The sequence below is a fragment of the Baekduia alba genome (assembly GCF_028416635.1).
Classification (GTDB): domain Bacteria; phylum Actinomycetota; class Thermoleophilia; order Solirubrobacterales; family Solirubrobacteraceae; genus Baekduia; species Baekduia alba.
Window position 1 is genome coordinate 1372830 of the sequence record NZ_CP114013.1, and the last position, 26667, is coordinate 1399496.

Annotated in this window: 23 protein-coding genes and 1 riboswitch; of the genes, 13 read left to right on the forward strand and 10 right to left on the reverse strand. The window is 73.8% G+C overall.

Annotated features, from left to right (window positions below; translation table 11 throughout):
• Positions 1–19: 19 nt before the first annotated feature.
• Complete coding sequence (locus tag DSM104299_RS06735; protein WP_272476524.1) at positions 20–577, forward strand: CGNR zinc finger domain-containing protein; 558 nt, start codon at positions 20–22, stop codon at positions 575–577.
• Here the strand turns inward: DSM104299_RS06735 and DSM104299_RS06740 are convergent.
• Positions 574–1758, reverse strand: a complete 1185-nt coding sequence (locus tag DSM104299_RS06740; RefSeq protein WP_272476525.1) for a molybdopterin molybdotransferase MoeA — start codon at positions 1756–1758, stop codon at positions 574–576. The two genes, DSM104299_RS06735 and DSM104299_RS06740, sit on opposite strands and share 4 nt — an antisense overlap.
• 86 nt (positions 1759–1844) lie before the next feature.
• On the opposite strand from DSM104299_RS06740, the gene DSM104299_RS06745 reads away from it, so the two are divergent.
• Positions 1845–3248 (forward strand): GGDEF domain-containing protein, encoded by a 1404-nt coding sequence (locus tag DSM104299_RS06745; RefSeq protein WP_272476526.1) that lies wholly within the window; start codon positions 1845–1847, stop codon positions 3246–3248.
• Between the two features lie 401 nt (positions 3249–3649).
• On the opposite strand, the gene DSM104299_RS06750 is transcribed toward DSM104299_RS06745, so the two are convergent.
• Positions 3650–4423: a septal ring lytic transglycosylase RlpA family protein gene (locus DSM104299_RS06750; RefSeq protein ID WP_272476527.1), complete on the reverse strand. Its 774-nt coding sequence runs from the start codon at positions 4421–4423 to the stop codon at positions 3650–3652.
• A gap of 7 nt (positions 4424–4430) precedes the next feature.
• Positions 4431–4590: riboswitch (cyclic di-AMP (ydaO/yuaA leader) on the reverse strand.
• Positions 4591–4739: 149 nt separating this feature from the next.
• Here DSM104299_RS06750 and DSM104299_RS06755 point away from each other — a divergent pair.
• On the forward strand, positions 4740–6074 hold the full coding sequence (locus DSM104299_RS06755; RefSeq protein ID WP_272476528.1) for a Rossmann-fold NAD(P)-binding domain-containing protein: 1335 nt from the start codon (positions 4740–4742) through the stop codon (positions 6072–6074).
• 86 nt (positions 6075–6160) lie between these two features.
• Here the strand turns inward: DSM104299_RS06755 and DSM104299_RS06760 are convergent, their stop codons facing one another.
• Positions 6161–6610 carry a hypothetical protein gene (locus tag DSM104299_RS06760; protein WP_272476529.1) on the reverse strand — a complete coding sequence of 150 codons (450 nt, stop codon included), beginning with the start codon at positions 6608–6610 and terminating at the stop codon, positions 6161–6163.
• A 317-nt stretch (positions 6611–6927) separates the two neighbouring features.
• Between DSM104299_RS06760 and DSM104299_RS06765 the strand changes: the two genes are divergently transcribed.
• From DSM104299_RS06765 to DSM104299_RS06785, 5 genes are all read left to right on the forward strand, one after another.
• A complete protein-coding gene (locus DSM104299_RS06765; protein WP_272476530.1) occupies positions 6928–8031 on the forward strand; it encodes a sigma-70 family RNA polymerase sigma factor in 1104 nt (367 codons plus the stop codon).
• Positions 8032–8199: 168 nt separating this feature from the next.
• Entirely contained in the window at positions 8200–9357 is a 1158-nt protein-coding gene (locus DSM104299_RS06770; protein WP_272476531.1) for a type IV pilus twitching motility protein PilT, read from the forward strand.
• Positions 9358–9438: 81 nt separating this feature from the next.
• On the forward strand, positions 9439–10146 hold the full coding sequence (locus DSM104299_RS06775; protein ID WP_272476532.1) for an AIM24 family protein: 708 nt from the start codon (positions 9439–9441) through the stop codon (positions 10144–10146).
• 43 nt (positions 10147–10189) lie between these two features.
• Entirely contained in the window at positions 10190–10573 is a 384-nt protein-coding gene (locus DSM104299_RS06780; protein WP_272476533.1) for a winged helix-turn-helix transcriptional regulator, read from the forward strand.
• 222 nt (positions 10574–10795) lie between these two features.
• Entirely contained in the window at positions 10796–12517 is a 1722-nt protein-coding gene (locus tag DSM104299_RS06785) for a peptidoglycan recognition protein family protein (RefSeq protein ID WP_272476534.1), read from the forward strand.
• A 349-nt stretch (positions 12518–12866) separates the two neighbouring features.
• Here the strand turns inward: DSM104299_RS06785 and DSM104299_RS06790 are convergent, their stop codons facing one another.
• Positions 12867–13490, reverse strand: coding sequence for a hypothetical protein (locus DSM104299_RS06790; protein ID WP_272476535.1), 624 nt, complete (start codon positions 13488–13490; stop codon positions 12867–12869).
• A gap of 168 nt (positions 13491–13658) precedes the next feature.
• Here DSM104299_RS06790 and DSM104299_RS06795 point away from each other — a divergent pair, with 168 nt between their 5' ends.
• Positions 13659–14918: a hypothetical protein gene (locus tag DSM104299_RS06795; RefSeq protein ID WP_272476536.1), complete on the forward strand. Its 1260-nt coding sequence runs from the start codon at positions 13659–13661 to the stop codon at positions 14916–14918.
• On the opposite strand, the gene DSM104299_RS06800 is transcribed toward DSM104299_RS06795, so the two are convergent.
• Genes DSM104299_RS06800 through DSM104299_RS06810 form a run of 3 tightly spaced genes read right to left on the reverse strand, consistent with a single transcriptional unit; the run spans position 14915 to position 17864 of the window.
• Positions 14915–15769, reverse strand: coding sequence for an arginase family protein (locus tag DSM104299_RS06800; RefSeq protein WP_272476537.1), 855 nt, complete (start codon positions 15767–15769; stop codon positions 14915–14917). The genes DSM104299_RS06795 and DSM104299_RS06800 overlap by 4 nt on opposite strands.
• A complete protein-coding gene (locus DSM104299_RS06805; RefSeq protein ID WP_272476538.1) occupies positions 15766–16920 on the reverse strand; it encodes an ArsA family ATPase in 1155 nt (384 codons plus the stop codon). Before DSM104299_RS06805 ends, DSM104299_RS06800 begins: the two co-directional genes overlap by 4 nt.
• Positions 16917–17864 (reverse strand): ArsA family ATPase, encoded by a 948-nt coding sequence (locus tag DSM104299_RS06810; RefSeq protein WP_272476539.1) that lies wholly within the window; start codon positions 17862–17864, stop codon positions 16917–16919. Before DSM104299_RS06810 ends, DSM104299_RS06805 begins: the two co-directional genes overlap by 4 nt.
• 93 nt (positions 17865–17957) lie before the next feature.
• On the opposite strand from DSM104299_RS06810, the gene DSM104299_RS06815 reads away from it, so the two are divergent.
• The 4 genes from DSM104299_RS06815 (at position 17958) to DSM104299_RS06830 (ending at position 21858) form a co-directional block, all read left to right on the forward strand.
• On the forward strand, positions 17958–18197 hold the full coding sequence (locus DSM104299_RS06815; RefSeq protein WP_272476540.1) for a hypothetical protein: 240 nt from the start codon (positions 17958–17960) through the stop codon (positions 18195–18197).
• Between the two features lie 223 nt (positions 18198–18420).
• Entirely contained in the window at positions 18421–19176 is a 756-nt protein-coding gene (locus tag DSM104299_RS06820; protein ID WP_272476541.1) for a ParA family protein, read from the forward strand.
• A 10-nt stretch (positions 19177–19186) separates the two neighbouring features.
• On the forward strand, positions 19187–20848 hold the full coding sequence (gene ftsZ, locus DSM104299_RS06825; protein ID WP_272476542.1) for a cell division protein FtsZ: 1662 nt from the start codon (positions 19187–19189) through the stop codon (positions 20846–20848).
• Between the two features lie 77 nt (positions 20849–20925).
• On the forward strand, positions 20926–21858 hold the full coding sequence (locus DSM104299_RS06830) for an endonuclease/exonuclease/phosphatase family protein (protein WP_272476543.1): 933 nt from the start codon (positions 20926–20928) through the stop codon (positions 21856–21858).
• A 431-nt stretch (positions 21859–22289) separates the two neighbouring features.
• On the opposite strand, the gene DSM104299_RS06835 is transcribed toward DSM104299_RS06830, so the two are convergent.
• The 3 genes from DSM104299_RS06835 to DSM104299_RS06845 form a co-directional block, all read right to left on the reverse strand.
• The gene (locus DSM104299_RS06835; RefSeq protein ID WP_272476544.1) at positions 22290–23678 is read right to left on the reverse strand and encodes a putative bifunctional diguanylate cyclase/phosphodiesterase; all 1389 of its coding nucleotides are present in this window, start codon (positions 23676–23678) and stop codon (positions 22290–22292) included.
• 95 nt (positions 23679–23773) lie between these two features.
• The gene (locus DSM104299_RS06840) at positions 23774–26032 is read right to left on the reverse strand and encodes a PAS domain-containing protein (RefSeq protein ID WP_272476545.1); all 2259 of its coding nucleotides are present in this window, start codon (positions 26030–26032) and stop codon (positions 23774–23776) included.
• Positions 26029–26664 carry a response regulator gene (locus tag DSM104299_RS06845; RefSeq protein ID WP_272476546.1) on the reverse strand — a complete coding sequence of 212 codons (636 nt, stop codon included), beginning with the start codon at positions 26662–26664 and terminating at the stop codon, positions 26029–26031. Before DSM104299_RS06845 ends, DSM104299_RS06840 begins: the two co-directional genes overlap by 4 nt.
• Between the last annotated feature and the right edge of the window lie 3 nt (positions 26665–26667).

The following is a 26667-nucleotide window of genomic DNA, read 5'->3' on the forward strand; positions in this document are numbered from 1 at the left end:
GTGTTACATTATCCGTGCGATGTCCGAACGCCTGACCCACACCGACCTGCGCTTCGACGGCGGCGCGCCGTGGCTCGACTTCCTCGCGACGCGCGGCTACCCGTTCAGCGACACGCCGGCCGAGCGGATGGGCGACGTCGCGCGCCTGGCGGAGTTCCTCGACCGCGTCGGGGCGGGGCCGGCCGCGCCGGTGAGCGACGCGGACGTCGCGGCCGCCCACGGGCTGCGCGAGTCCCTGCGCGCGGTCGCGCTCGCGGTCGTCGACGACCGCGCGGCGCCGGACGCCGAGGCGCTGAAGGCGGTCCAGGCGTGGGCCGACCGCGACGCGGCCCCGCTGGTCCTCGTGCGCACGCCGCGGCTCGCGCGCCGCCGTCCCGACGACGCCGCCGAGGCGCTGGCCCGGCTGGCGCGCGCCGCGCTCGTCGACCTCACCGGCCCGCGCGTCGACCAGCTCCACGCCTGCGCGGACCCGATCTGCCGCAAGCTGTTCGTCGACCCGGGCGGCCGACGCAAGTGGTGCTCGGCGCAGACGTGCGGCAACCGCGCGCGGGTCCGGGCGCACCGGTCGCGGGCTTAGACCGGTTCGAGCGTCACGTCGCTCCCGGCCGGGAGGTCGCCCTCGCCACGCGGGACGATCGCCAGCGCCTCGGCGCCGAGCAGCGACGAGAGCACGTGCGATCCCTGCGGGCCGGTCGGCTCGACGCTGCCGTCCGCGCGGCGGCGGACGCGGACGCACTCGTCGCGGTCCGGGTGGCGGGGTACGGCGACCGCGAGCGTCGCGCGGGTCCGCGGCACGGTCGCGTCGGCGCCTTGGAGCGCGTTGAGCGCCGGGCGCGCGAAGAGCAGGAACGTCACGTACGCCGAGACCGGGTTGCCGGGCAGGCCGAAGACGAGCTGGTCGCCGCGGTGGCCGAGCCAGGTCGGCTTGCCGGGCCGCAGCGCGACGCGCCACAGCAGCTCCTCGACGCCGAGGTCGGTGAGCGCGGGCTTGACGTGGTCGTGCGGGCCGACCGAGACGCCGCCGGCGAGGACCAGGACGTCGGCGACGTCGAGCGCCTCGGCGATCACCGCGCGGGTGGCCTCCGGGTCGTCGACGGCGTGGCCGCGGCCGACGACCTCGGCGCCCGCGCGCGCGGCGAGGCCGGCGAGCGTCGGGCCGTTGGAGTCGTGGATCTGCCCGGGCTGCAGCGGCGCGCCGGCCTCGACCAGCTCGTCGCCGGTGGTGACGATCGCGACGCGCGGGCGCGGCGCGGCGAGGACGCCCTGACGGCCGGCGCCGATCGCGACGCCCAGCTCGGCCGGGCCGATCCGCGTCCCGGCGCGCAGGACGACCGCGCCGGCGCGCAGGTCGGTGCCGGGGTCGCGGACGTTGCGGCCGGGCTCGACGGCCTCGGTCAGCGTGACGGCCTCGTCGCCGTCGAGCTCGACGAGCTCGATCTGGAGGACGCCGTCGGCGCCGGCCGGCAGCGCGGCGCCGGTGGAGATCCGGACGGCCTCGCCGTCGACGATCGTCTGGTCGTAGGGGGCGCCGGCGCGGGACTCGCCGGAGATGCGCAGGCGCTGGCCGGCCTGGCCGGCGCGGACCGCGAAGCCGTCCATCGCGGAGTTCGCGAACGCCGGCACGTCGTGGGCGGCGGAGACGTCCTCGGCGAGCACGAGCCCGAGGGCGTCGTTGACCGCGACGTTCGTGGGTTCGAGGGGCCGGACCACGGCGAGCAGGGTCGCGCGGGCCTCGTCGATCGACGGCAGTTGGGGCACGGAGGGCATTGTGCCCGTTCGTCGGTACAGGTTTTGACCCGGACCTTCATCAATTCGTCAGGTTGCGGTGCAAAGATGCACGCTCCATGGATGGAGCCGTACTTCACGGTCGTCGGCCGCGACCGGTCGCCGATGCGCCGGCGGTCGACGCCGCGGTCGTCGCCAAGGGCTGGCTGCTCGCGCTCGTCGCCGACGCGCCGCTGGCCGCTGCCGGCGCGGTGCCCGCCGCCGAGCTGGCGCGCGGTGGGCCGGCGCTGTGCGGCGCGGTGCTCGCCGCGCTGGCGTCCGACGCCGCGCTGGAGCGGCTCGTCGTGGGGGACGGCCGCGCGCCGCTCGCCGCTTCGGCCGCACGGCTGACCGGGGCCCGGAGCGCGGCCGCGCTCGCCGCGGGCGTCGAGGCGCTGCGGGCGTCGCTGTGGCGCGCGCTGCGGGCCGAGCTGCGCGATCCGATGCCGGAGCTGGTGGCCGACCTGGCCGACCGCCTGGCCTACGTCTGCGCCCGCGTCGCCGAGGCGTCGCTGGCCGTCGGCGTCGGCGTCGGCAGCGACGCGCCCGGCCGGGCCGGCGGCCCGCTGGCCGAGGCGCTGGCGGCGTCCGCGCCGCCTCCTGCCCCGGCGCAGGGCATCCGCGCCTTCGCGCCGCAGCCGGGGGCGCAGCGGGCGGCGCCGAGCGGCGAGGACTTCACGGGTGCGGCGCCGACCGGGCGCGACGTCGCGGTCGACGATCCGTTCGGTGGTGACGACCCGCTGGCCGAGGCGGCGCGCCGCGCCGCGGCGCGCTTCGGCCAGGACCACGGTGGCAACGGCAACGGCAGCGGTGACGGCGCCGTCGAGCAGCCGATCGCGCCGCCGCCCAACGGCGTCAACGTCGTCGACCTCCCGCCGGTCCCCGAGCACGTCGATCCGCTGACGTCGCTGGCCGAGGAGCTCGCGGCCACGCCGCCCAGCGGCGTGGCGGGCGGGGTGGATGACGCGCTGTACGCCCCGGCGTGCGACGCGCCGACGGTCACGCGCCTGCGGCGCGTCGACACCACGTGGGATGACGCGCAGGACGCCGGCCCGCCGTGGCTGGCGGCGATCGCGCGCCGGCTCGAGCGTCGCGAGCAGGACGGCCGGCCGTTCGCCGTCTTCGTCGTCGAGGTCGACGACCTCGAGCGCCTGCTCGCCTCGCAGTCCGGCCGCGAGGTCGCGATCGCGCTGGAGACCGCCGAGCGCGGCCTGACCGCCGAGCTCGCACCCGCCGACCTCGTCATCCGCGAACGCCTCGGCCGCTGGTGGGTGACCAGCCCGGACCGCGAGCCGACAGCCGCCCGCGATCTCGGAAGCCGTGTCGCGACCGCGATCGCCGGCGCGGCCCTGGGCGGCGCGCCGCTGTCGGCCTCCATCGGGCTCGCGGCGTGCCCGAGCGACGGGGAGACGCTGGACGAGCTGGCGGGCCGGGCGGACGAAGGCATGTTCGCGGCGCGGGCCGCGGGCGTGCCGCTGGCTTAAGGGCGGGCGTTTGTGGCGCCCAGCGCGGGTTGCGTTGGGTGCTGCGCGGCGTGGTGCGTCCGCATCAAGGACGTGAAGGCGTTGGGGGCGGCGCGACCGCTGTCGGTGTGGCTCGCTTTTGGTCGTGCTCCGGGCGGACGGCTCGGGGCCGAAAGGACAGGTTCAGGGGCAATTCGGGGCCGAACCCTGGATCCATGTCGCCTGATGCCCCCATACGGGACACCAGACGACACGGACCGAGACGAACCCGCGCTTCGGTCCCGAACCGCCCGCCTCGCGCTGCCACCAGGACGAGCCACACCGACCGCATGGAGCGCCGCCCCAACCTCGCACGCCCTCGATGGCGGACGAACCACGCCGCGCAGCACCCGCGCGAACGCGCTGAAGACCAACCCCGCTGGTTAACCCGCAGCCGGCGCGGCAGCCACAGGCGCAGCAACAGCCGGCGCCACCGACCGCACCGCGCCGATCGTCGCCGTCGCCGTCACGCCGATGGCCTGCGCCGTCGCCGCCGTGAGGTCGTAGCTCGTCCCGCGACGGAAGGGTCCGCGGTCGATCACCGGAACGGTGACGGTCTGCCCGTTGTTGTACAGGTCGACGAGGGTTCCGCAGGGCAGCGACTTGTTCGCCACGCCTAGGGTGGCCTTGCGCAGGCGCAGGCCGCAGGCCGTCTTGTGGCCGTAGAAGCCGGGGCCGTACCAGGTGACCTGCGCGCGGCGGTAGAGCGTCAGCGCCCGGCCTTCGATCGGCGCGCCGGAGGCGACGACGGCGCGGGTCGTGCTCGTGGCCGCCGAGGCGGACACGGCGCGCAGCGTGGTCTTCTCGGCGTGGTCGGCCTTCCAGCTCGCGCTGTAGGTCCCGTCGGGTCCGACGACCGCGGTCGCGATCGTCGCCCAGCCGACGGTCGGGTCGACGCGCTGGACGGCCACCGCGTCGCCGGCCGCGGTCCCGGCGACGGTGCCGCTGACCGTGACGACGTCGCCGACCAGCTGCCCGAGCGGGGCGTTCAGCGTCGAGCCGTCGGTGAAGACCGTCGGCGCGTCGGGGTCGGCGAAGCTCAACCCGCCCGGCGAGGGCGCGGCAGGGGCCGGGTCCGCGGCGACGGCCGCGCACGGCAAGGCGAGTACGAGGGCAGCCAGCGCGGCGCCCGCAGCAAGAAGGTTCGTCTTCGGCAACTCTTGTAGGTCCTCATCCAACGGCCTACGGGGTTAGCTGGCGGGCTCGCGCCGGATGACGGCGCTACAAGCGAAGAGGCTCGATTCGCCCCGGTGACGCCGCCGCAACCGCTCGACGTCACAGGTGGTTCCCCCGCTCCGCGTACCCGAGGTGGCACGCGAACTCGGCTGACGGCGCGGGAGCATAACAACGTCAGGCCCGCTCGGCGAGCCGCCATTCGCAGGAAACTCCGGTCGCGGCCCGAACCAGGGCCGTTGGCGAGGGTCGGCGATGCGGCCCGCGCGGTTCATCACTTAAACCGACTTCCGGAGAACCATGATCAAGAGGGCAGGGATGGTGGCCGCGCTCGTGGCCACTCTGGCGCTGAGCGCCGTGCCGGCAGGGAGCGCCGACACCTACACCGTGCGCGGGTGCGCGGCCGGCTGGGAGGCGCACGCCGACACCGGCGCTGCCGCGACCGACGCGTGCTCGACCGGCGGCGGCCTGACCGCCCAGCTCGTGGGCTCCGGACCGTGGGACGGCGGCACGTTCGCGTTCCACCGCTTCACCGCTCCCGCGGGCACGCGGATCGCGCGCGTCACGCTCGGCCGCTCGACGCAGGGCATGCCCGTCGGGTCGGTCCGCACGTTCTCCTACACCTTGAGCGCGGACGGCAAGACCATCGAGGCCTGCGCGCCCGGCCCGACCGACACGTGCACCGGCAACCTCGCCGGCCCGCTCGACGCGGTCGGCCTCGACGCGGCCTCCGTGCTGTTCTCGTTCGGCTGCGGCGCGGACGACCCGAACGTCTGCACGATGGTCAACGGCCAACCGCCGAGCGCCACGATCACCGACCCGCAGGTCGTGCTGCGGGACCCGGCCGCGCCGACGGTGACGGGCAAGACCGTGACCGACAACGGCGAGAAGACCGGCCGCGTGCGCCTGACCTACAACGCCGCCGACGTCGGCGGCGGCGTCTACCGCACGGTCGTGCGCGTCGACGGCAAGGTCGCGGCAGCCGATCCGGTCGGCGGCGCGTGCGCGGACACCAACCCCAGCGACGACGACGCCTACGAGTTCGGCCAGCCGGCGCCGTGCCCGGCGACCGCGACGCGCGCCGTCGACTTCGACGTCCTCAAGCTTCCGCTCGCCGAGCACGCGGTCGAGGTCGACGTCGAGGACGCCGGCGGCAACGTGACGCCGGTCTACGGCCCGGTCGTCCTGCCCAAGGCCAACGGCGAGGTCGCCGGCGGCGGTCCGGGCAGCTCCGGCTCCGGCACGGGCGTCGGCGGCGCGAGCACGTCGCCCGCGAGCGGCAAGAACGCCCGGTTGAACGTCTGGTTCGACAAGAACCACCAGCGCGCGTTCAGCAACCAGTACGGCAAGCGCGTCGTGGTCCGCGGCACGCTCCGCACGAAGGCCAACAAGGCCGTCGGCGGCGCGCGCCTGGACATCTACCACGAGGTCGGCGGCAAGCTGCGCAAGCTCACCAAGACCGGCCTGAAGACGCGCCCCGACGGGCGGCTCACGCTGATCCTGCCGCTCAACCTCGACACGCGCCGCATCGTGGTCGCCTACCGCGCCTTCCGGCCCGGCCCGATCACGAGCCGCAACACGCTCAAGCTCACCGTCCGCGACAAGGCCGGCCAGCTCGTGCACCACGTGAAGTAGCGCACATCGGGGGCTCTGTCGACGCGCGCGAGGGAGCCCCTGGCGGGCTCGCGCAATGAGACGCGAGCGCTACCAGGCGAGCGGTCTCACGGGCGCGGCAGGCGCGAGAGCGCCTGCCGCACGGCCTGGCCGCCGAACGTCAGGCCGATCTGGGCCAGCTCGCCGACGGCCTGGACCGCGGTGCCGATCAGGTCGCCGTCGCCCTGCGGCCGCTCCGGCTTCGGCGACGCCCAGCCCGACGGCGGCGGGGGCGGGGAGGACGGCGCGGCCGCGCGCGGGGCGGCCTTCGGCGCCGGGGCCGGCTTGACCGCCGGCTTCGCGCGCGCGGGCGCGTTCTTCGCCTTGGGCTTGGCCTTCGCGGTCGCCTTCTTGGCGGCCGGCGCCTTGGGCTTGGCGGGCGCCTTCGGCTTCGCGGCGGCCTTCGCCGGCGCCGCCGCGGGCTCTGCCGCCGCGTCGCGGCTCGGGCGCTTCGCGCTGCGTCGCGTCGGCCGCGCGTTGGGCAGGCTCGTGAGGACGTCGCGATCCGCGGGGCTCATACCGCCAGATCCTATGCCCCGCGTACGTTTGAGATGCGGGTCCCGGGACTCCAGAACGCGTCACGCGGGGCCGATGGTCTGAGCAGAGAACCCACGAAACGAACCAGGACGGTCGGCGTAGTGGCTGACGGAAGGTCCGCATGAAGTGTGACGGCGGTCACAGACCGTTGCTGCGACTGAGAACAGCGACTACCCTGGAACTTACGCTCGGACAGTAGCGTCGCCATTGCTGACGCCCGGCTGCGTTCCGAACCGTCCTCCGTACCCCGATAACCCCCTGCCGGCCACGCCTCGCCGGCGAACTTGAACGGACGTCGATGTCAGTAGTTGAACTTCAGGAACTCGAGGAGATCAAGGGCCTCCTGGCGCGTGGCCAGGTGACCGGCGTCTTGACGTTCGCGGAGATCGCCACCGCCGTCTCGGAGCTGGATCTCGACGAGTCGGACGTCGAAGACCTGCACGGCTTCCTCGAGAAGAGCGAGATCGAGCTGGTGGAGGAGATCGACCCCGCGTCGACCGCCGCCAACGAGGTCGAGCGCGCGCCCGACAAGCGCACGCGCCGGAAGACGCAGAAGGCGCTGGACCTGCGCCCGGACATGACGACCGACTCCCTTCAGCTGTTCCTGAAGGACATCGGCAAGGTCCGGCTGCTCACGGCCCAGGAGGAGGTCGACCTCGCCAAGCGCATCGAGCGCGGCGACCTCGACGCCAAGCAGAAGATGGTCGAGTCCAACCTGCGCCTGGTCGTCTCGATCGCCAAGAACTACCGCAACCAGGGCCTGCCGTTCCTGGACCTGATCCAGGAGGGCACGCTCGGCCTGGTCCGCGCGGCGGAGAAGTTCGACTACCGCAAGGGCTTCAAGTTCTCCACGTACGCGACCTGGTGGATCCGCCAGGCGATCGCGCGCGCCCTGGCCGACAAGGCGCGGACGATCCGCATCCCGGTCCACGTCGTCGAGAAGCTCAACAAGATCGGCCGCGCCGAGCGCAAGCTGGTCACCGAGCTGGGCCGCGAGCCCACCGCGGAGGAGATCGCCGAGGTCACCGGCATCGACCCCGAAGAGGTCGACTCGATCAAGCGCTCCGCGCAGGCCCCGGTCTCGTTGGAGAAGCCGGTCGGCGACGAGGAGGAGTCGGAGTTCGGCCAGTTCATCGCCGACGAGCGCGCCGAGTCGCCCTACGAGCGCGCCGCCGAGATCCTGACCAAGGAAGCGCTGCGCGAGGCGCTGGAGAACCTCTCCTACCGCGAGCGCCGCGTCCTCGAGCTCCGCTACGGCCTCGGGGGGGAGCACCCCCGCACGCTGGACGAGGTGGGCCGCACGTTCAACGTGACGCGCGAGCGCATCCGCCAGATCGAGAACCAGTCGCTGAAGAAGCTGCAGTCCCTCGCGGAGGCCCAGAAGCTGCGGGACGTGGCCTGATACACGGCCCAGAGGGCCGCGATCAGGTCGCGCGTGTTCGCCCAGGGGGCGAAACCCGCACCGCCTTTGGAAGGCCCGCTCCGGCGGCCTTCTGCGTTCGCTCCGCGTTTCGTCCACCAGACGCGTTGCAGCGCTACACCCGACCGCGGCGCGTCCGATCACACGGACGTGTCCTTCGATCTTCACCGTGCCCTGAGCAAGCTCATCGAGCTGCACGGCTCCGACCTGCACCTCAAGGTCCCGTCGCAGCCGCTCTGCCGCGTCGACGGCGATCTCGTCCCGATCCCCGGCGCGGAGCCGCTCGCCGCGGAGGACACCGACGGCGCCGTCCGCATGATGCTCGGCGACGACTCCGTCAAGCTCGCCGAGTTCGACAGCGACGGCGAGGTCGACTTCGCCTACGCCGTCGCCGGCCTGGCCCGCTTCCGCGTCAACGCGTTCCGCCAGCGCGGCTCGGTCTCGCTGGTCATGCGCGCGATTCCGTACGGCATCAAGACGATCGAGGAGCTCGACCTCCCGCCGGTCATCCGCGAGCTGGCCGAGGAGGAGCGCGGCATCGTCCTGCTCACCGGCACGACCGGCTCGGGCAAGTCGACGACGCTCGCGTCGATGATCGACCACATCAACTCGACCCGGGCGCGGCACGTCGTGACGATCGAGGACCCGATCGAGTTCCTGCACGTCGACAAGCGCTCGGTGATCAACCAGCGCGAGATCGGCATGGACACCCAGAACTTCAAGTCCGCCCTGCGCCGCGTCCTGCGCCAGGACCCGGACGTGATCCTCATCGGCGAGATGCGCGACGAGGAGACGGTCCAGACCGCGCTGAGCGCGGCGGAGACCGGCCACCTCGTCTTCTCCACCGTCCACACCGTGGACGCCGCCGAGACCGTCAACCGCCTGATCGAGTTCTTCCCGCCGCACATGCACAACCAGGTGCGCGCGATGATCGCCGGCACGCTGAAGGGCGCGGTCTCCCAGCGCCTGGTCCCGACGTCCGACGGCAAGGGCCGCGTCGCCGTGTGCGAGGTGCTGCGCATGACCGGCCGGGTCAAGGACATGATCATGGACCCGCAGCAGACCGGCAAGCTCCCCGAGGTCATCGCCGACGGCGGCTACTACGGGATGCAGACCTTCGACCAGGCGTTGTTCCATCACCTGAAGGCCGGCCGGATCTCGATGGACGAGGCGATGCAGTTCGCGTCCTCGCCGCACGACTTCAAGCTGCTCGTCGCCGCCGACGGCCGCAAGGGCACGACGATGGACGACCTCACCCAGGCCGAGGACCAGCGCGACACGCCGCAGCACGGCTCGGCGCTGCGCTAGGCAAGTGATCGACCCCTAAGGGTCGGCGTACGGCTATCCGCCTTGCCGGTCCGGCGACGGTCCGGGAGGGTGGATGTCGACATGCAGACGACACTGGCGCAGTACAACGAGACGCAGTCGACCGACTCCTTCACGCTTCAGAACTCGAAGCTGCTGAAGGTCTCGCTCACCGGCAACACCATCCAGGCCAAGATCGGCTCGATGGTCGCCTACCAGGGCGACGCGAGCTTCGAGCACGCCGGCTCCGGCGGCATGAGCCGCATGCTCAAGAAGGCCGTCACCGGCGAGGGCCAGGACCTGATGAAGATCTCGGGCACCGGCGAGGTCTTCCTGGCCGACCAGGCCCAGGACGTCCACCTCGTCTACATCGAGGGCGAGAAGATCACGGTCAACGGCCCCAACCTGCTCGCTTTCGACGCGGACATCGACTGGGACATCGAGCGCGTCCAGGGCGCCAGCTCGATGATGGGCGGCGGCCTTTACAACACGTCGCTGAAGGGCACCGGCTGGGTCGCGATCCTGTCCGACGGCCCGCCCGTCCTGCTCAACGTCGCCAGCGCGGCGACCTACGCCGACGCGCAGGCCGCGATCACCTGGTCGGAGGGCGTGACGACCGCGCTGCGGACCGACTTCAAGATGAAGAACCTGATCGGCAAGTCGTCGGGCGAGAGCGTGCAGATGGCGTTCCAGGGCACCGGCTGGGTGCTCGTGCAGCCGTCCGAGGGCCGCGTCTCGGCGGGTCCGACGAACGGCAGCGGCGGCGGCTTGGGCAACCTGCTGGGCGGCTGAGCCCAGCAGGGAGAGGCGCTTCAGTCGGTATAGTCATGGGCGAATGCCCGTAGATCCCACGTGTCCTGTCTGCCAGACGGCGGACATCATCTGCGGGAAGTGGACCCTCTTGCTGATCCGCGATCTCGCAGAGGGCCACTCCCGCTTCTGCGAGCTCGAGAGGTCGCTGAGCGGCATCTCGCCGCGGACCCTCTCGCTACGCCTCCGCGCGCTGGAGGAGGAGGGCATCGTCGAGCGGCACACGTTCGGCGAGGTCCCGCCGCGGGTCGAGTACTCGCTGACGCCGAAGGGCGTCGCGCTGCTGCCGATCATCGAGGACATGCGGTCCTACGGCTCGACGTGGCTGGGCGCCGAGTGCGCGTCCGAGCCGGCGCAGCACGAGCCGGCGCAGCACGAGCCGGCGCAGGTCGAGCCGGTCGCGGTCTAGCGCGGAGGGCGGGCGACGGGCTCCCGACCCGCCGCCGTCGCCTCGTCCAACCAGGCGTACCCCTACGTCCTGTCTCGGGAAGGTCGAAGGCTCCAACGGCGGTGCGTCCCGGAACTTGCGGTCGTCGTCGCAACCCCGCACCGCCGCTCGGGTTCCGGACTTCCGATGGCATGGAAGCGTGCACGCCTTGCGGCGCGGGAGGCCCCGGGTAGCCTGGGCCTGGTGGACGCCCCGCCGCTCACCCGGCGGCGTGCCCTCGCGCTGGGTGCTGCCGCCGGCCTGTCCTCCGTCGTCACGTCCGCGGTCCCCGCATGGGCCCGCGGCGCTCGGTCGTCCGTGCGCGGCTTCGGCCTGCGCGTGGGGCGCGACGCCTTCGCGGGCCGCGCCCGCACGACGGGCGTGCTGCAGGCGCCGGCGCGCTTCGACCTGCTCGGCGTGCTGGGCGCCGACCGCGGCGGCCTGGGCCTGGAGGTCCGGGTGCGCGCGCGGCACGGCACGTGGTCGCCGTGGGTGCCGCTGGGCGCCGGGCACCACCACCGGCCGGACACGGGGACCGGCGCGCACGCGTCCGATCCCGTCTGGGCGGGCGGCGCCGACGAGCTGCAGCTGCGCGCCGGGCGCCGGCCGTCGCGGGCGCTCGAGGTGCGCTTCGTCGCGGTGCCGGCGAGCGCGCGGCGCCTCGTGCGACCGGTCCGGGCGCATGCCGCGCAGGCCGGCGCCCCGCCGACGGTCATCCCGCGCGCCGCGTGGGGCGGCGACGCCGTCCCACCGCGCGCCGACCCGAGCTACGGCGACGTGCAGGTCGCGTTCGTCCACCACACGGTGTCGGCCAACGACTACGCGCCCGAGGACTCCGCCGGGATCGTGCTGTCGATGGCCAAGTACCACCGCGACACCAACGGGTGGAACGACTTGGGCTACAACTTCGTCGTCGACAAGTACGGCCAGGTCTTCGAGGGGCGCGCGGGCGGGATCGACCAGGCGGTCATCGGCGCGCAGGCGCAGGGCTACAACTCGCACTCGACCGGCATCGCGAACATCGGGACGTTCACCGACGTCGGGCAGACCGACGCCGCGCTGGACGCGATGGCCAAGCTCATCGCGTGGAAGCTGCCGCTGCACGGCGCGCCCGTCACGGGCCAGATCGTCCTGACCAGCGGCGGCGGCGAGCTCAACCGCTACAAGTCGGGCACGCCGGTGACGCTGGAGCGGATCTGCGGCCACCGCGACGGCGACGCGACCGAGTGCCCGGGCAACGCGCTGTACGCGCAGCTGCCGGACCTGCGGCGCCGCGCCCAGGGGATCGCGCCGGCGATCCCGGTCGCGAGCGTCGCGCTCGACATGTCCGCACCCGCCCAGTCGGTGGTCTACGGCGACGCGCTGGTCGTCAGCGGGACCTTGCGCCGCGGCGACGGCAGCGCGATCGCCGGTCAGCGCGTCCTGGTCCAGAAGCAGGGCAGGAGCGGCTGGGTCACGCTCGCGCGCGTGCCGTCCGGCGACGACGGCGCCTGGAGCGCGAGCATCGCCTGGCGCGCCGCCGGCAAGGTCCGGGCGCGCGCGGCGGTGACGGGCGCGGCGGCCTCGGCGACCGACGGCGTCCAGGTCGGCTGCACGCCGCTGCTGACGGCCAAGGCGAAGACGACCCGCGTCAAGGCCGGCCGCTCGGTCCCGGTGTCCGGCATCGTCCGACCGCTCGCACCGGTCGTCGTGACGATCGAGAAGCAGGGCAGCGACGGCAAGTGGCGCAAGGTCGGCACGACGACGGTCAAGCCACGCCGGACGCAGTTCAAGAGCTCCGTCGCGCTGAAGCACCCGGGGCTGTACCGGCTCACGCCGCGGACGGGGAGCGGGACCGCGAAGGCGGCGGCCGCGGCGCTGTACGTGCGGGCGGTGCGGAAGGCGTCCTCGGTGAAGACGGGGTCGTCGGGCGGGACGGCGGCTTAGCGCGGGCGAGGTTGGTCTGCAGCGCGTTCGCGCGGGGCGCTGCGCGGCGTGGCTCGTCCTGGTGGCAGCGCGAGGCGGGCGGTTCGGGGCCGAAGCGTGGGTTCGTCTCGGTCTGTGTCGTCTGGTGTCCCGTATGGGGGCATCAGGCGACATGGATCCAAGGTTCGGCCCCGAATTGCCCCCTGAACCTGTCCGTTCGGCCCCGAGCCGTCCGCCCGGAGCACGACCAAAAGACGAGCCACACCGACAGCGGTCGCGCCGCCCCCAACGCCTCCACGCCCTTGATGACAGACGAACCACGCCGCGCAGCGCCAAGGGCGCCGCGCACTGGGCGCCACGAAGGCCGGCGCTACAGCCCCGCCGGGTGCCGCACCCGGAACCCGCGGCTCGACCGCGCTGCCGCCTGCCAGCGCGTGTTCGCGATCCGCTGGCCGCTCGTGTCGAACCGGAGCCCCGCGACGATCAGGTACGCGTGCGTCTTGTTGGCGTACACCGAGATCCAGCGGCCGGCGCCGGTGCGGCCCCACAGGCTCAGGCCGGTGGAGTCGAGCGTCGTGTCCAGCAGCGCCGCCCCGTGCAGCGCGAAGGACACGGAGCCCGAGCAGTCGTAGGCGGTGTCGGCGAAGTCCTTGTGGCCGCCGCCGTACTTGTAGGGCAACGAGGCGATCTGGTTGCCGGCGGCGATGAGCGTCGCGACCTGCGGCGGCGCGCCGGCGGGGGCGACGGCCTGGCCGTCGGGGCCGACGGTCGCGGCTGGCAGCGGCGTGGTCGTCGTGCCCGGGACGGTGGTGCTCGCCGGCGCGGTCGCGGTCGGCGCAGACGTCCCTTGGGACGCCTGCGCCTGTGCCGCGGTGCCGCCGTGTGGAGAGCTCGTGTAGGTGGTGCCGCCCGTCGGGCTGGACGCGCCGGCGCGTGCCGGAAGCACCACGAAGAGCGTGGCGAGGAGGAACGCGACAGCGGAGCGACGGGACATCGGCTTGGACCGGTGTTCGGCGCGGCCCCTGCGCGTTCCTCACTTGGGCGCGGCCATGCACGGGCTCGCCACCACAAAGCTCCAAGTGCGCTGCAAAGCGGGCGGATGGCTTGCAACGGATCGTGCGCGGAAGAGGGAAAGCGGGGTGCGGAGACGAACCGACCCGGCATGCGCAACCGCACGCTGCACGCGGCGCTCGCGGCCTTCGCCGAGGAGGCCGCCTTCCAACTCGCGTCCGACGCCGCCGACGGCGCCGAGATCCCGTTCGAGGTCGTCGAGCTCGGCGGCAGCCGCCGCGAGGCCCCGCTGTACTGCTACCGCCCGCTGACCGCGAGCTTCATCGACGAGCGCCTGTCGATCCTCGGGCGGCTCGCGTCGTTCGCCCCGGCCGTCCACGCGCTGGCGGCGTGCGGCGGGCTGGACACCTACCTCGTCGCGCGCGGCGAGGCCAACTTCCCGGCCCAGCCGCGGGCGCGCGCCGAGCAGGCGCTGCGCCACTTCCTGACGCGCGTCTTCGAGGACAGCGGCGACTTCGAGCTGGCGCCCGAGCGGATGGCCCGTGCCTACGACGAGCTCGAGGGCATGGTCATGGAAGGCCGCGCGCTGACCGAGGTCGTCGCGCCGATCATGGGCCTGGCGCTGAGCTCGCCGGAGATCCCGCTCGGCGAGGGCCTGTCGCTGGTGCGCGCCGACGCGTGCGACGACGCGCCCGCCGACGCCCGCCGCGAGCGCGAGGACGGCCATCAGGTGGTGCTCGCCCGGCTGACCTGGGAGGCCGCGCCGGGTGACGAGGCGCCGCTGCGCCACGCGCAGGTCCGCCTGCGCCGGCTGTTGACCGGGCTGCGGCTCTACGACGCGACCGGCTTCGTGCTCGCCCGCACCGCCTGGACCCGGACGGGCGGCGGCGCCTGGCAGCCGTTCGCGATCAGCGGCGGCGCGCGCCCGCGCGGCGTCTGCGTCGTGCCGGCGCAGCAGGAGGACGAGCTGCGCGCGTTCCTGTCGCTCATCGGCCGGCGCACCCCGCGCTCCGGCGAGTTGGCATGGGCATTGGGTCGCTTCGAGCTGGCGACCGATCGCGCCCGCCCGTCCGAGGCGTTGACCGACATCCTGCTCGCGCTGCGCGCGCTGCTGGAGCCGGAGGGTCCGCAGACTGGGAGGCTTGCGGGCCGCGTCGCGGCGATCTGCGCGCTGCCGGAGTCGCGCGCGACGGTGACCGAGCGCATCGCGCACCTCGTGGCGCTCGAGCGCTCCGTGGTCGCCGGCGTCGCGCCGGAGGACGCGGCGCTGGAGGATCTCGTCGAGGAGCTGACCGGCTGGCTGCGCGCGCTCCTGCGCGACGTGCTGTGCGGCCACCTGGACTCCGACCTGCGCGCGGTCGCCGACGAGATGCTCGCCGAAGAGGACGCGCGCCAGCGGACGATCGTCTAGCGCTGCTCGAGCGCGCGCTTGGCGATGAGCGTCGCGATGGCGTGCGCGGCGGCGCGGATCGCCCCGGAGCGGTCGCTGCGCGGCTCGTAGGCGGTGAGGGCCGCGGCGATCACCGTGGCGTGGTCGAAGGTCGCGTCGATCGTCGCGAGCACCCCGTCCAGCGACGGGCCGCCGGCGCACGCGTAGCGGTTGGCGACGCCGATCTCGGTGCCGAGGACGTCGAGGTCGACGTGCAGGTAGACCCGCGTGGGCAGGGTGGCGAGCGCCGCGGCGTCGAACGTCCGGATGGCGCTGCGCTCGAGGCGTAGGCGTTGGTGGTCGGCGAGGTCGCGGACGCCGACGGCGAGCACGTCCTCCTCGCGCACCGGCGCGAACCACGGGATCGCGCGGGCGGCCGCCTGCCACGCGCTGCCGGTGAGGATCGAGAGCGCCTGGACGTCCATCGAGCCCGACAGGTTGTCCTCGGGCGTGTCGAGGTCGGCGTGCGCGTCGAACCACACGGCGCCGGTCGCCTGCCCGTCGACCGCGGCGCCCGCGACCGTCGCCGCGGCGCTGATGCAGCCGCCCGACAGGACCAGCGGGAACGCGCCGCGGCGCACCGCGGCGCGGACCGCGCCGGCGTGCGCGCGCAGGAGGTCGAAGATCCTGGTGACCTCGCCGCCGGACGGGTCGGCGGCCGGGATGCGCTCCAGCGTGGGCGTCCAGCCGGCGGCCGCCAGGTCGTCGTGCAGCTCCTTGTCGCCGGCCAGCAGCGAGGCGCCTATGCCCATGCCGAGGTCCGGCGTCCCGAACTCGAACGGCCACGAGATCAGCGCCAGCGGCGGCCAGCGGAACGCGTCGCGGGCGCTCAAAACGCCGCCTCGCTCAGCAGTTCCTCGCGCTCGGCGCCCGCGGCGAACAGGTGCCGGTGGACCAGGACCAGGCCGTCGACGTCGTGCACGTCGCCATCGAGGTGGGGGACGACGATCGGGTCGTCGTCGCCCACCTCGCGCTTGAGCCGCACGAGCGCGCCGGCGTCGCGGCGGGCGAGCACGCGGAACTCGTCCAGCGTCCGGACGACCTTGCGCGCGAGCGCGGCGTCGCCGCCGAGCTCGGCCGCGACGTCCTCCGCGCTGACGTCGTGGTCGTCGGCGGCCAGCGGATGCAGGCGGTTGACGACCAGCCCGCCGAACGGCATCGCGGCCTCGCGCAGCTTGCCGCGGAAGAAGATCGCCTCCTCGACCGGCTCGCGCTCGGGCGACGTGACGATCAGGAACGTCGTCGCGTCGTCGGCCAGCAGCGCCTTGACGCCGGCCGCGCGCTCGCGGAAGCCGTCGAGCACGCCGCTCAGGGCGCCGAAGAACACGCTCAGGTCGTCCATCAGGTCGACGCCAGTCACGCGCCGCAGCACGCCGAAGACCACGCCCGTGCCGCGGCCGACGACCTTCGCGGCCAGCCCCGACGGGGCGAGGAACAGCCGCAGCGCGCGGCCCTCCAGGAAGCCGGTCAGCCGGTCCGGCGCGTCGAGGAAGTCCAGCGCGTTGCGCGACGGCGGCGTGTCGAGCACGATCACGTCGAACTGCCCGGACCGGTCCAGGTCATACAACTTGGCCACGGCCGTGAACTCCTGCGAGCCCGCGACCGCGCTGGACAGCTCACGGTAGATCCGGTTGTCGAGGATGTCGTCGCGCGCCTTGTCGTCGGGCGCGAGCTTGGCGATCAGCTCGTCGAAGGTCCGCTTGGGGTCGAGCATCATGGCCCACAGCTCGCCGCCCTCGCCGATCACGATGCCGTGGCCGGCGAAGCGCTCGTCATCGACGCGCCGGGGCTCGGAGCCGAGCTGCTCGATGCCCAGCGCGTCGGCCAGCCGCCGGGCCGGGTCGATCGTCACGACGCATACGCGCTCGCCGCGCGCCGCGAGGCCCATGGCGATCGCCGCGGACGTCGTCGTCTTCCCGACGCCGCCCGAGCCCGCGCACACGACGACGCGCTTGCCGGCGAGGCGCTCGACGAGGTCGCTCATCGCACCAGCTCCTCGCCGAGGCGCGCGAGCTCGTCGGCCGCGAGGCCGTCGTGCTCGAAGAGGTAGGGGAGCGTCCGGACCTCGATGCCGCGGCCGAGCCCGCGCCGCAGCCGGGCGACCTGCGCGCGGTGGGCCTTGGCTCGCGCGACCTCGGCGCGCGCGGCGCGGACCGCGCGCGCCCCGCCGACTCCGACCCCGCTCCGACTCGCCGCCGCCGTCTCCAGCGCCGCCGCCTCCGCGCCGCGGAAGCGCGCCGGCAGCACGCCGTTGACGACCGCGGCGGCGAAGTCCTGGCCCAGCTCGTCGCGCAGCGCGGCGCGCAGCGTCAGCGTCTCGTTGACCGGCATCTCCTCGGCCGTCGCGACGGCCACGATCGCGGTCTGCTCCGGGTCGGCGAGCATCTGGTGGATCTTGCCGCCTTGGCGCGCGACGGGTCCCATCCGGGCGGCGGTGGCGAAGGTCCCCGGGGCGGTCAGCACGGCAACACCGTGTCCGGTCGCCGGCGCGTCGAGGATCACGAGGTCGTACGGATGCGCGCCCGGCGTCCGGCGATCGGGCTGCGCGAGCTCCCAGACCTTGCCGACCGTCAGCAGCTCCCGCAGCCCCGGCGTCGCGGCCACGAGGTAGGCGAACAGGCGCGACGAGGCCAGGAGGTCGGAGACGCCGCGCGGCAGCTGGTCCTTGACGTACTCCTCCAGCGCCGACTCCGGGTCGATCGAGATGTGGTGCAGCCCCTCGCCGAGGTCGCGCTCCACGAACGTCGGCACCGCGCCCTCGGCGCCCGCCAGCGCGCGCGAGATGTCGTCGCGCGCCGCGACCTCGGCGACGATCGTGCGCCGGCCGCGCGCGGCCGCGGCCATGCCCAGGGCGGCCGCCACGGTCGACTTCCCGACGCCGCCCTTCCCGGTCACGACGAGCAGTGGCTTGTCGAGGAGCGCCTGCATGAGCAGACGCAAGACCCTATCGGCGTCGATCACCTGTCCAGAACACGGTGCAGAACTGGCGCTCGGTGCCGAAAGGCCGATGGCGCTTTGACCATGTCACTTTCGCCCGGCTTCCCGCATGGAGCACCGACGCTGGCCGAAGTCCTGCTTCAGCGGACCTTCGCCAAGCCGCCCCGGCCGTTCGTCGACGGTGAGTTCCTCGAGGCGCTCGAGCGCTCCGACGACGCACCGCCGGCCAATGCCCCGGTGGCCAAGTCGCAGCCGGCCGAGGACCGCTCTCCCGGGTCGTCGACCGCCGCGACCCCGGGCAGGACCATCGACGTCCGCGTGTAGACCTCCTCCTCGCCGTCCCAGGAGTCGACGGGCTCCAGGCGGCCGATGACGCCGACGCCGCACAAGCAGACCTTGCCCGAGTCGGGGTAGGAGGCGAGGCTTCTGGCGGGCGATGCTGCGCATGCGTCCGGGAGGAATCGGCAACCCCGGTCCGAATACCGCTCGCGATGGGTCCCGAACCGACCACGACGGAGCCTTCCGTGAAGAGGGAGACAGCATCCCGATGAAGGTCATCGCCTTCGCCAACCAGAAGGGCGGCGTCGCCAAGACGACGACGACCCTCAACCTCGCCGTCGCGTTCGCCGAACGAGGCAACCGCGTGCTGTGCATCGACATGGACCCTCAGGGCAACCTGACCATGTCCCAGGGGATCGACCCGGACACGGTCGAGAACTCGATGTACGACGTGCTCGTTCACCATCACCCGATCCGTGACGTCATCCGCAAGCGCGAGATCGACATCGCGTGCGCCTCGATCGACCTCGCCGGCGCCGAGATCGCGATGTCCGCGCAGATCGGCCGCGAGCGCTCGCTCGAGAAGGCGTTGAAGGTGGTCGAGGACGACTACGACTTCGTCTGCATCGACACCCCGCCGAGCCTCGGGCTGCTCACGATCAACGCCCTGACGGCGGCCGACAAGGTGATCGTCCCCGTGCAGTGCGAGTATCTGTCCATGCGGGGCCTGATCCAGCTGCAGAACACCCTCCAGATGATCCGGGAGAACCTGAACCCGGACGTCCAGATCGAGGGGATCCTGCCCACGTTGATGGACACCCGCACGGTTCATGCCAAGGAGGCCATCGAGATCCTGGAGGAGAACTTCGGCGACCGAGTGTTCGCGTCGCGGATCAAGAAGACGATCCGTTTCGCGGAGGCGCCCGTGAAGGGCATGTCGGTGCTGAAGTACGATCCAGACGGGATGGCCGCCCAGTCCTATCGCGATCTCGCGACGGAGGTTCTCGCCAATGGCAAGCGGTAAGCGCGCGAGCATGCGGGAGGGCCCCCTGGCGGCGCTCTTCCGTCGCACCGACGAAGACGCGCCCGAAGAGGGCGCCGAGAAGACGACGCCGGACGCCGGCGCGCCGGAGGCCCCTGCGCAGCCGCGGGCCGCGGCGCCCGCGCCGCCGCCGGCTCCGCCCGTCCCCGAGGCTCCGCGCGCCGAGGCGCCGCAGCCCCCGGTGCCGGCCGACACCGCGGCGATCCCGCCGGCGACGCCCGCCGCGGCCCGCCGTCGCGAGCCCGATCCGCTGATCGACTCCGGCCCGGCCGCCGAGCCGCCGCCGCATCCGCGCGAGACCGGCTACCCGCACCCGTCGCTCAACGCCGACGCGCCGCGCCCGTCGGCGCAGGAGCGCCTGCGCAACGCGTTCAGCAGCGAGTTGCCGGACGACATCCTGGCCCCGCCCGCGCCGGAGCGCGCAGCCGAGCCGGAGCCCGCTCCGGCCCCGGCGGCGCCCGCCCCGCAGGCGTCGGCGCCCGCCCCTGCGCACGACCCGTACGCCCGCTCCGCCTCGTCGTTCGACGAGTCGCCGTGGGGCGCGAAGGTCGCCGGCTCGCCGGTGATCCGCGTCGTCGGCGTCGGCGGCGCCGGCGTCAACGCGGTCAACCGCATGGTCGAGGCGGAGGTCCAGGGCGTCGAGTTCCTGGCCATCAACACCGACCTGCAGTCGCTGCAGCAGTCCACCGCGGACATCACGCTGCACATCGGCCCGCAGGTCACCCGCGGCCTCGGCGCCGGCTCCAACCCGGACCTGGGTCGCCAGGCCGCGATGGAGGAGTACGACCGCATCAAGTCGCTCATGAAGGGCAGCGACATGGTGTTCATCGCCGCCGGCTCCGGCGGCGGCACGGGCACGGGCGCGGCGCCGATCGTCGCGCGCATCGCCCGCGAGATCGGCGCGCTGACCGTCGGCATCGTCACGAAGCCGTTCGGCTTCGAGGGCTCCCGCCGCGCGCAGCAGGCGACGGTCGGCATCGAGGCGCTGCACGCCGAGGTCGACACGCTCATCGTCGTGCCGAACAACCGCCTGCTCAGCGTGCTGGACAAGCACACGTCGATGGTCGACGCGTTCCGCGTCGCTGACGACGTCCTGCGCCAGGGCGTGCAGGGTGTGTCGGACCTGGTGACGCTCCCGGGCATCATCAACCTCGACTTCGCCGACGTGCGGACGATCATGGCCGAGGCCGGCGCCGCCCTGCTGGGCATCGGCATGGGCGTCGGGGACAAGCGCGCGCTGGAGGCGGCCGAGCAGGCCGTTTCGTCGCCGCTGCTGGAGACGAGCATGGACGGCGCACGGTCGATCCTGCTGTCGATCACCGGCGGGCGCGACCTGTCGCTGTGGGAGGTCAACGAGGCGGCCAAGGCCGTCGCGGCCGCCGCCCATCCGGACGCGAACATCATCTTCGGCGCGATGGTCGACGAGAAGCTCGAGGACCAGGTCTGGGTGACGGTCGTGGCCACGCGCTACGGCGACGCGCCCCGCCGCCGTCGCGAGCCCGTCGAGGAGCCGGCCGGCGAGCCGCGCGTCGAGCGCCGCACGCCGTCGTCGCGTGAGAGCGCGCCGCAGCGCGAGCGCATCACCGCCAGCCGCGGTGGCGGCAGCGGCGTCGTCTCCGACCTCGACGTGCCGGAGTTCCTGCCGCGCCGCTAGCGGACGACACGTCCCCTACGCCAAGCACCTTCGAGGGCCCGCGCCGATCGCGGGCCCTCGGTCATTGGGGGCCGTTCGTGCTGCTGGCGCCGTGGGCGGCGTGGGCGGTCGTCCGGACGTTCGGGTGGGAGCGGGGGCCGCTCGTCGCGTGGATGACGTTCACCCCGTACATGGGGTTGTTGTCGTTGTTGCCGCTGGTGGTGGCCTTGGGCCTGCGGCGCTGGACGGCGGTCGCGGCGGCGGCCACGGTGACGGCGCTGTTCGCGCTCGCCCTGGTCCCGCGCGCGCTCACCGACTCGCAGCCGGCCGTGCGCGACGGCGTCACGGTCAAGGTGATGGCCTCGAACCTGTTCGTCGGCCGCGGCGACGCGCGCGCCGTCGTCGACCTCGTCGTCCGTGAGCACGTCGACGTGCTCACGCTCGAGGAGCTGACCGCCGACGAGCTCGCGCGCCTGGATCGCGCCGGCCTGGCCCGGGCGCTGCCCCACCGCCAGTTCGACCCCGCCCGGGGCGGTGGGTCGGGCTCCGGGCTGTTCACGCGCTGGCCGATGCGGCCGCTGCCGCCGGTCAACCCGCATCCGACACAGGGCGAGCCGCGCGGGCTGATCACGGTCGCCGGCGCACGGCCGATCGACCTCCAGGTCATCCACCCGCTGCCGCCGATCACCAGCGCGTGGCGCCCGCAGTGGGCCGCCATCCTCGACGCGCTGCCCAAGGCCGCGACCGAGGCCAACACCTTGCGCGTGTACGCCGGTGACTTCAACGCGACGCTCGACCACGCCAAGCTGCGGCGGCTCCTGAGCGGCGACGACGGCTACGTCGACGCCGCCGACGCCGTGGGCGAGGGCTACGCGACGACGTGGCCGGCGGGCCGCCACTTCCCGCCGGAGATCGCCATCGACCACGTGCTCGTAGACCCGCGGGTGCGGGTGGAGGGGTTCGCGGTGCACGCGGTGGCGGGAAGCGATCACCGGGCGGTGGTGGGGACGCTGAGGGTGCCGGCGGGGTAGGGCGGTGCGGCGTTGGCGTTGGTTGGTCACCAGTGCGTTTGCGTGGGGTGCTGCGGTGCGTCGTTCGTTCGTCATCAACGGCGTGCGAGTGTGGTGGCGGCGCTCCTTGTGGTCGGTGTGGCTCGTCCTCGTGGCAGCGCGGGGGGCGGGTTCGGGGCCGAACCGCCGGGTCGTTCGCGATGGATCGCGTGAAGTCCGCGGTATAGGCGGACTTGACGCGAGCGAGCGCGCTTCGGGCCCGAATCGCCGGGAAGGTCGACGATTCAGCCCCGAACCGCCCGCCCCGAAGCACGACCGTCGACGAGCCACACCGACCCCGGTCGCGCCGCCCCAACGCCTTCACGCCCTTGATGACGGACGCACCACGCCCCGCACCACCACCAGCGCACCGCACTGGTGACCAACCAATGCCAGCGCGAGCCGCCGTCCCCCTACAACACCGCCCGATCCACGTGCTCGTCCAGCCACGCGTCGAACCCCTCGGCCGCCATCGGCCGGCCGAGGTGGAACCCCTGCGCGACGTCGCACCCGGCGTCCCGCGCCGCGAACCACGCGCGCTGGGTCGCGACGCCCTCGGCGACGACCTCGAGGTCGAGCGCGTGCGCCAGCGCGACGATCGAGCGCACGATCGCGGCGTCCTCGTGGGAGTCGGCCATGTCGCGCACGAAGGACCGGTCGATCTTCAGCGCGTCGACGGCCAGGTGCTTCAGGTAGGCCATCGACGAGTAGCCGGTCCCGAAGTCGTCGAGCGAGAGGCGGACGCCGAGCTCCTTGAGCTCGTGCAGCACGCCGATCGGGCCGACGGCATCGGCCATCACGACGTCCTCGGTGATCTCCAGCTCCAGGTGACGCGGCGCCAGCCCCGCCTCGCTCAGCAGCGCCGCGATCTCGGCGGGCAGGTCCGGGTCCATCAGGTTGGTGACCGACAGGTTCACGGCGATCGTGAAGTCGTGGCCGGCGGCGCGCCACCGCGCGCAGCGGACGACCGCCTGCTCGAGCACGAGCAGCGCGAGCGGGCCCATGATCCCGGCGCGCTCGGCGAGCGGCATGAACGCGGCCGGCGGCATCAGGCCGTGCTCGGGATGGCGCCAGCGCACGAGCGCCTCGACGCCGCGGACGGCGCCGGTGCGCACGTCGGCCTGCGGCTGGTAATGCACTTCGAGCTGGCCGGCCTCGATCGCGCCGTGCAGCTCAGCGGTCAGCGCCAGGCGCGCGGGGGAGTGGCGGTCGCGCTCCGGCGAGTAGACCTCGATGCTCGTGCGGTGCGTCTTGGCCAGGTGCATCGCGACGTCGGCGCGCCGCGCCAGGCCCGTCGCGTCGTTGGCGTGCCGCGGGGCGAGCGCGATCCCGATGTTGCTGCCGAGGCGCAGGCCGAGGCCCTCGACCTCCAGCGGCGCCTCGAGCAGGCCGCGCAGACGGCGGCCGAGGGCGGAGGCGTCGTCGGCCTCGTCGCCGGTGAGCAGGACGGCGAACTCGTCGCCGCCGACGCGGGCCAGCAGGTCGGCTTCCAGCGCGACGTGCTCGAGGCGGCGGGCGACCTGGCGCAGGACGAGGTCGCCGGCGTCGTGGCCGAGCGTGTCGTTGACGTCCTTGAACGCGTCGACGTCGAGCAGCAGCAGCGCGGCGCGCGCGTCCGGCTCGGCGAGTGCCTCCTCGAGGCGGCGGTGCAGCGCGCGGCGGTTGGCGAGACCGGTCAGCTGGTCGACGAGCGCCTCGTGGCCGGCGAGGTCGATCTCGCGCAGGGCTGGGGCGGGCCGGACGGGGGAGGAGGGTGCGCGGCGGCCGGGGAGACGCCAGCCACGCGGTCGGAGGGAGGGCATGGAACGAGGCTCTCACCGCGTGCTGGTCTAGACCATCGGAGGGTCAGCGGGTTCGACGCCGCACATCGCCTCCACCGATCGGACGAGGCTGGGGGTCAACCGATCGGCAGGCGAGCCAGGACGGTCGTCCCTCGTCCGCCCGGCGCGCCGCGCAGGTCCAGCGTCCCGCCGACGGCCTCGACGCGCTGGGTCAGCGACGCCAGCCCGATGTGCCCGTGCATCGGCGCCGCGGCGACCGCGTCGGGGTCCAGGCCGAGCCCGTCGTCGGCCACCTCGAGCAGGACCGAGCCGTCCTGGCGGGCGACCGTCACCTGCACGACGTCGGCCTGGGCGTGCTTGGCGGCGTTGTTGAGCAGCTCGCGCGCCAGCGACAGGACGAGCTCGTCGCGCAGGCCGGCCGCCGCCGGGTCGACGCGGACCTCGGCGCGGAACGAGCCCTGGCGCGCCGCCTGGTCGGCCGCGGCCTGCATCGCCGCCTCCAGCCCGCCGTGCTGGAGCACGACCGGGTGCAGCGCGTGGACGGCCTCGCGCAGGAGCTTGACCGCGCGCTCGACGCCCTCGCGGGCGTAGCCGAGCATCTCGTTGCGCGTGGCCGCGTCGCCGGTGGTGGCGGCGGCCTCGACGAGGTCTTGGCGCGCGGCGAGCAGGTCCTGCAGCGCGCCGTCGTGCAGCTGCTCGGAGATCCGCTGGCGCACGCGCTCCTCGGCCTCCAGGTTCTCGGCGACCAGGCGCCCGCGCAGCGTCGCGAGCGCCGCGATCTCGGCCTCGTGGCGCAGCCGCTCGATCGCGGTGGCCAGGAACGACGCGAGCGCGGCGAGGAACGCGAGGTTCTGCCCCGCGTCGGTGACGCCCGGCTCGCTCGCGTGGGTCGTGAGGATCCCGAACGGGCCGTCGCGGCCGCGGATCGGCAGGATCGCCGAGCATCGCACGCCGCGCTCGCGCAGCTCCTTGGCGTAGGGCAGGTTCCGCGCCTCGGGCGCCTCCCAGTCCGGGATGACCACCGGCCGGTCGCTGTCGAGCACGTCGCGGGCGGTCGACGGCACGCCCGGCGGGATCGCCGTGCCGGTGGGGTCGCCGGGGTAGTTGATCGACGTGGCGAACGCGAAGCTGCCGTCGCCCTGCAGCGCCAGGATCGACGCCATGTCGGTGCCCAGCAGGTCGATCGTGACGCGGCAGACCTCGTCGAAGAGCTCCTTGAGGTCGGTCCCGGCGAGCGCGAGCTGGCCGAGCCGCGCGATCGCCCGCTGCTGCTCGGCGACGCGGCGCTGCGTCGAGATGTCCTGCATCGTGCCGCGCACGTGCGTCCCGTCGTGGGCCTCGTAGGCCTCGCCCCGGACCGACACGACGCGCCGGCCGCGGCCGGCCGGGCTGGGGAAGCTGAACTCGAGCTCCCACGGCGTCCCGGTCGCCGTGACGGCGAGCACCTCCCGCCAGCGCGCGACCTCCTCGGGCAGCGCCATGGGGATCATCTCGTGCTGGGTCAGCGCCGGCAGCGACGGGTCGCGGCCGAAGAGGCGGTATGTGCCCTCCGACCACATGACCGCGCCGTCGGAGACGCGCCAGTCGAAGCTGCCGATGTCGGCGAGGCGTTCGGCCTCGGCGAGGCGGCGCTCGTTGACGCGCAGCTCGGTGACGTCCTGCGTCGTGCCGCGCAGGAGGAACACCTCGCCGTCGTCGTCGCGGACCGCCTCCATCGTCGTCCGGATCCAGCGCTCGCGCGGCCGCGTCTGGCGGTACTCGACCTCGACCGGGCCGGCCTGCTCGTACATGCGCGTGCGGGCGTCGAGGATCCGCTCGCGGTGCGCGGGGTCGACGCGGGCGAGCAGGTCGTCCATGCTCCACGGCTTGCCGCGGTCCGGGTCCTGGCCCTGGATCGCGAACATCTCGCGGGTGTAGTGGCGCTCGCCGGTGCGCAGGTTCCACTCCCAGCTGCCGACGTGCGCGACGTGCTGGGCGTCCTCCATGCGCCGGATGGCCGCCTGGGCCTCGACGATCGTGCGGCGCTCGTCGGTGATGTCGCGGGCGGCGCCGTAGATCAGGCCGGTCGCGGGGTCGATCGCTACGCTCCAGCGCAGCCACACCCAGTGGCCGTCGGCGTGGCGGTAGCGGTTCTCGAACAGGCCGAGCGGCGAGCCATCGACGACCAGCCGGAGGCGGTCGCGGGTACGCGCGAGGTCGTCCGGGTGGTGCAGGTCGCCGATCTGGACCCCGACCAGGTCGTCCGGGCGGTAGCCCAGCACGCGCTCCCAGCTCGGGTTGACCTTGACGATCCGCGAGTCGGCGTCGGCCACGACCAGCAGGTCGAGGCTCAGCTCGAACAGCTGCCCGGCCCACGCCGCCGGCAGGTCGCTCACTCCAGCAGCCCCGCCCGCATGGCCGAGGCGACCGCCGCGGCGCGGTCGGACACTCCCAGCTTCTCGTACAGCGACTGCAGGTGGGTCTTGACCGTCGACGGGCTGAGGTGCAGCTGGCGCGCGATCTCCGGCGCCGAGCCGCCCTCGGCGATGAGGCGCAGGACCTCCTGCTCGCGCGGGCTGAGGACCGGCCGGCTCTCGGTCTCGCGCAGCTGGATCTGCGCGGCGAGGCCGGACTGGATCTCGGGCGAGAGGACGGTCTGGCCGCGGGCGACGGCGACGACCGCGTCGAAGATGGTCGCGCGGTCGGCCTCCTTGGACAGGTAAGCGGCGGCGCCGAGCGCCACCGCGCGGTAGACCAGCTCGGAGTCGACGTGGGCGGAGAGGAAGACGACGCGCGTGGCGATGCGCTCGCGGGCGATGGCGTTGAGCACCTCGGTCCCGGTCAGGCCGGGCATGCGCACGTCGAGGACGGCGACGTCCGGCGTGAGGCGCCGGATCTCGGGCAGCGCGGTGCGACCGTCGGCGGACTCGCCGACGAGCTCGAGGTCCGGGCGCTCCTTGATCGCCCGCACCAGACCCTCCCGGTACATCGGGTGGTCGTCGGCGACGAACACCCGTACGCGGCTCATGCC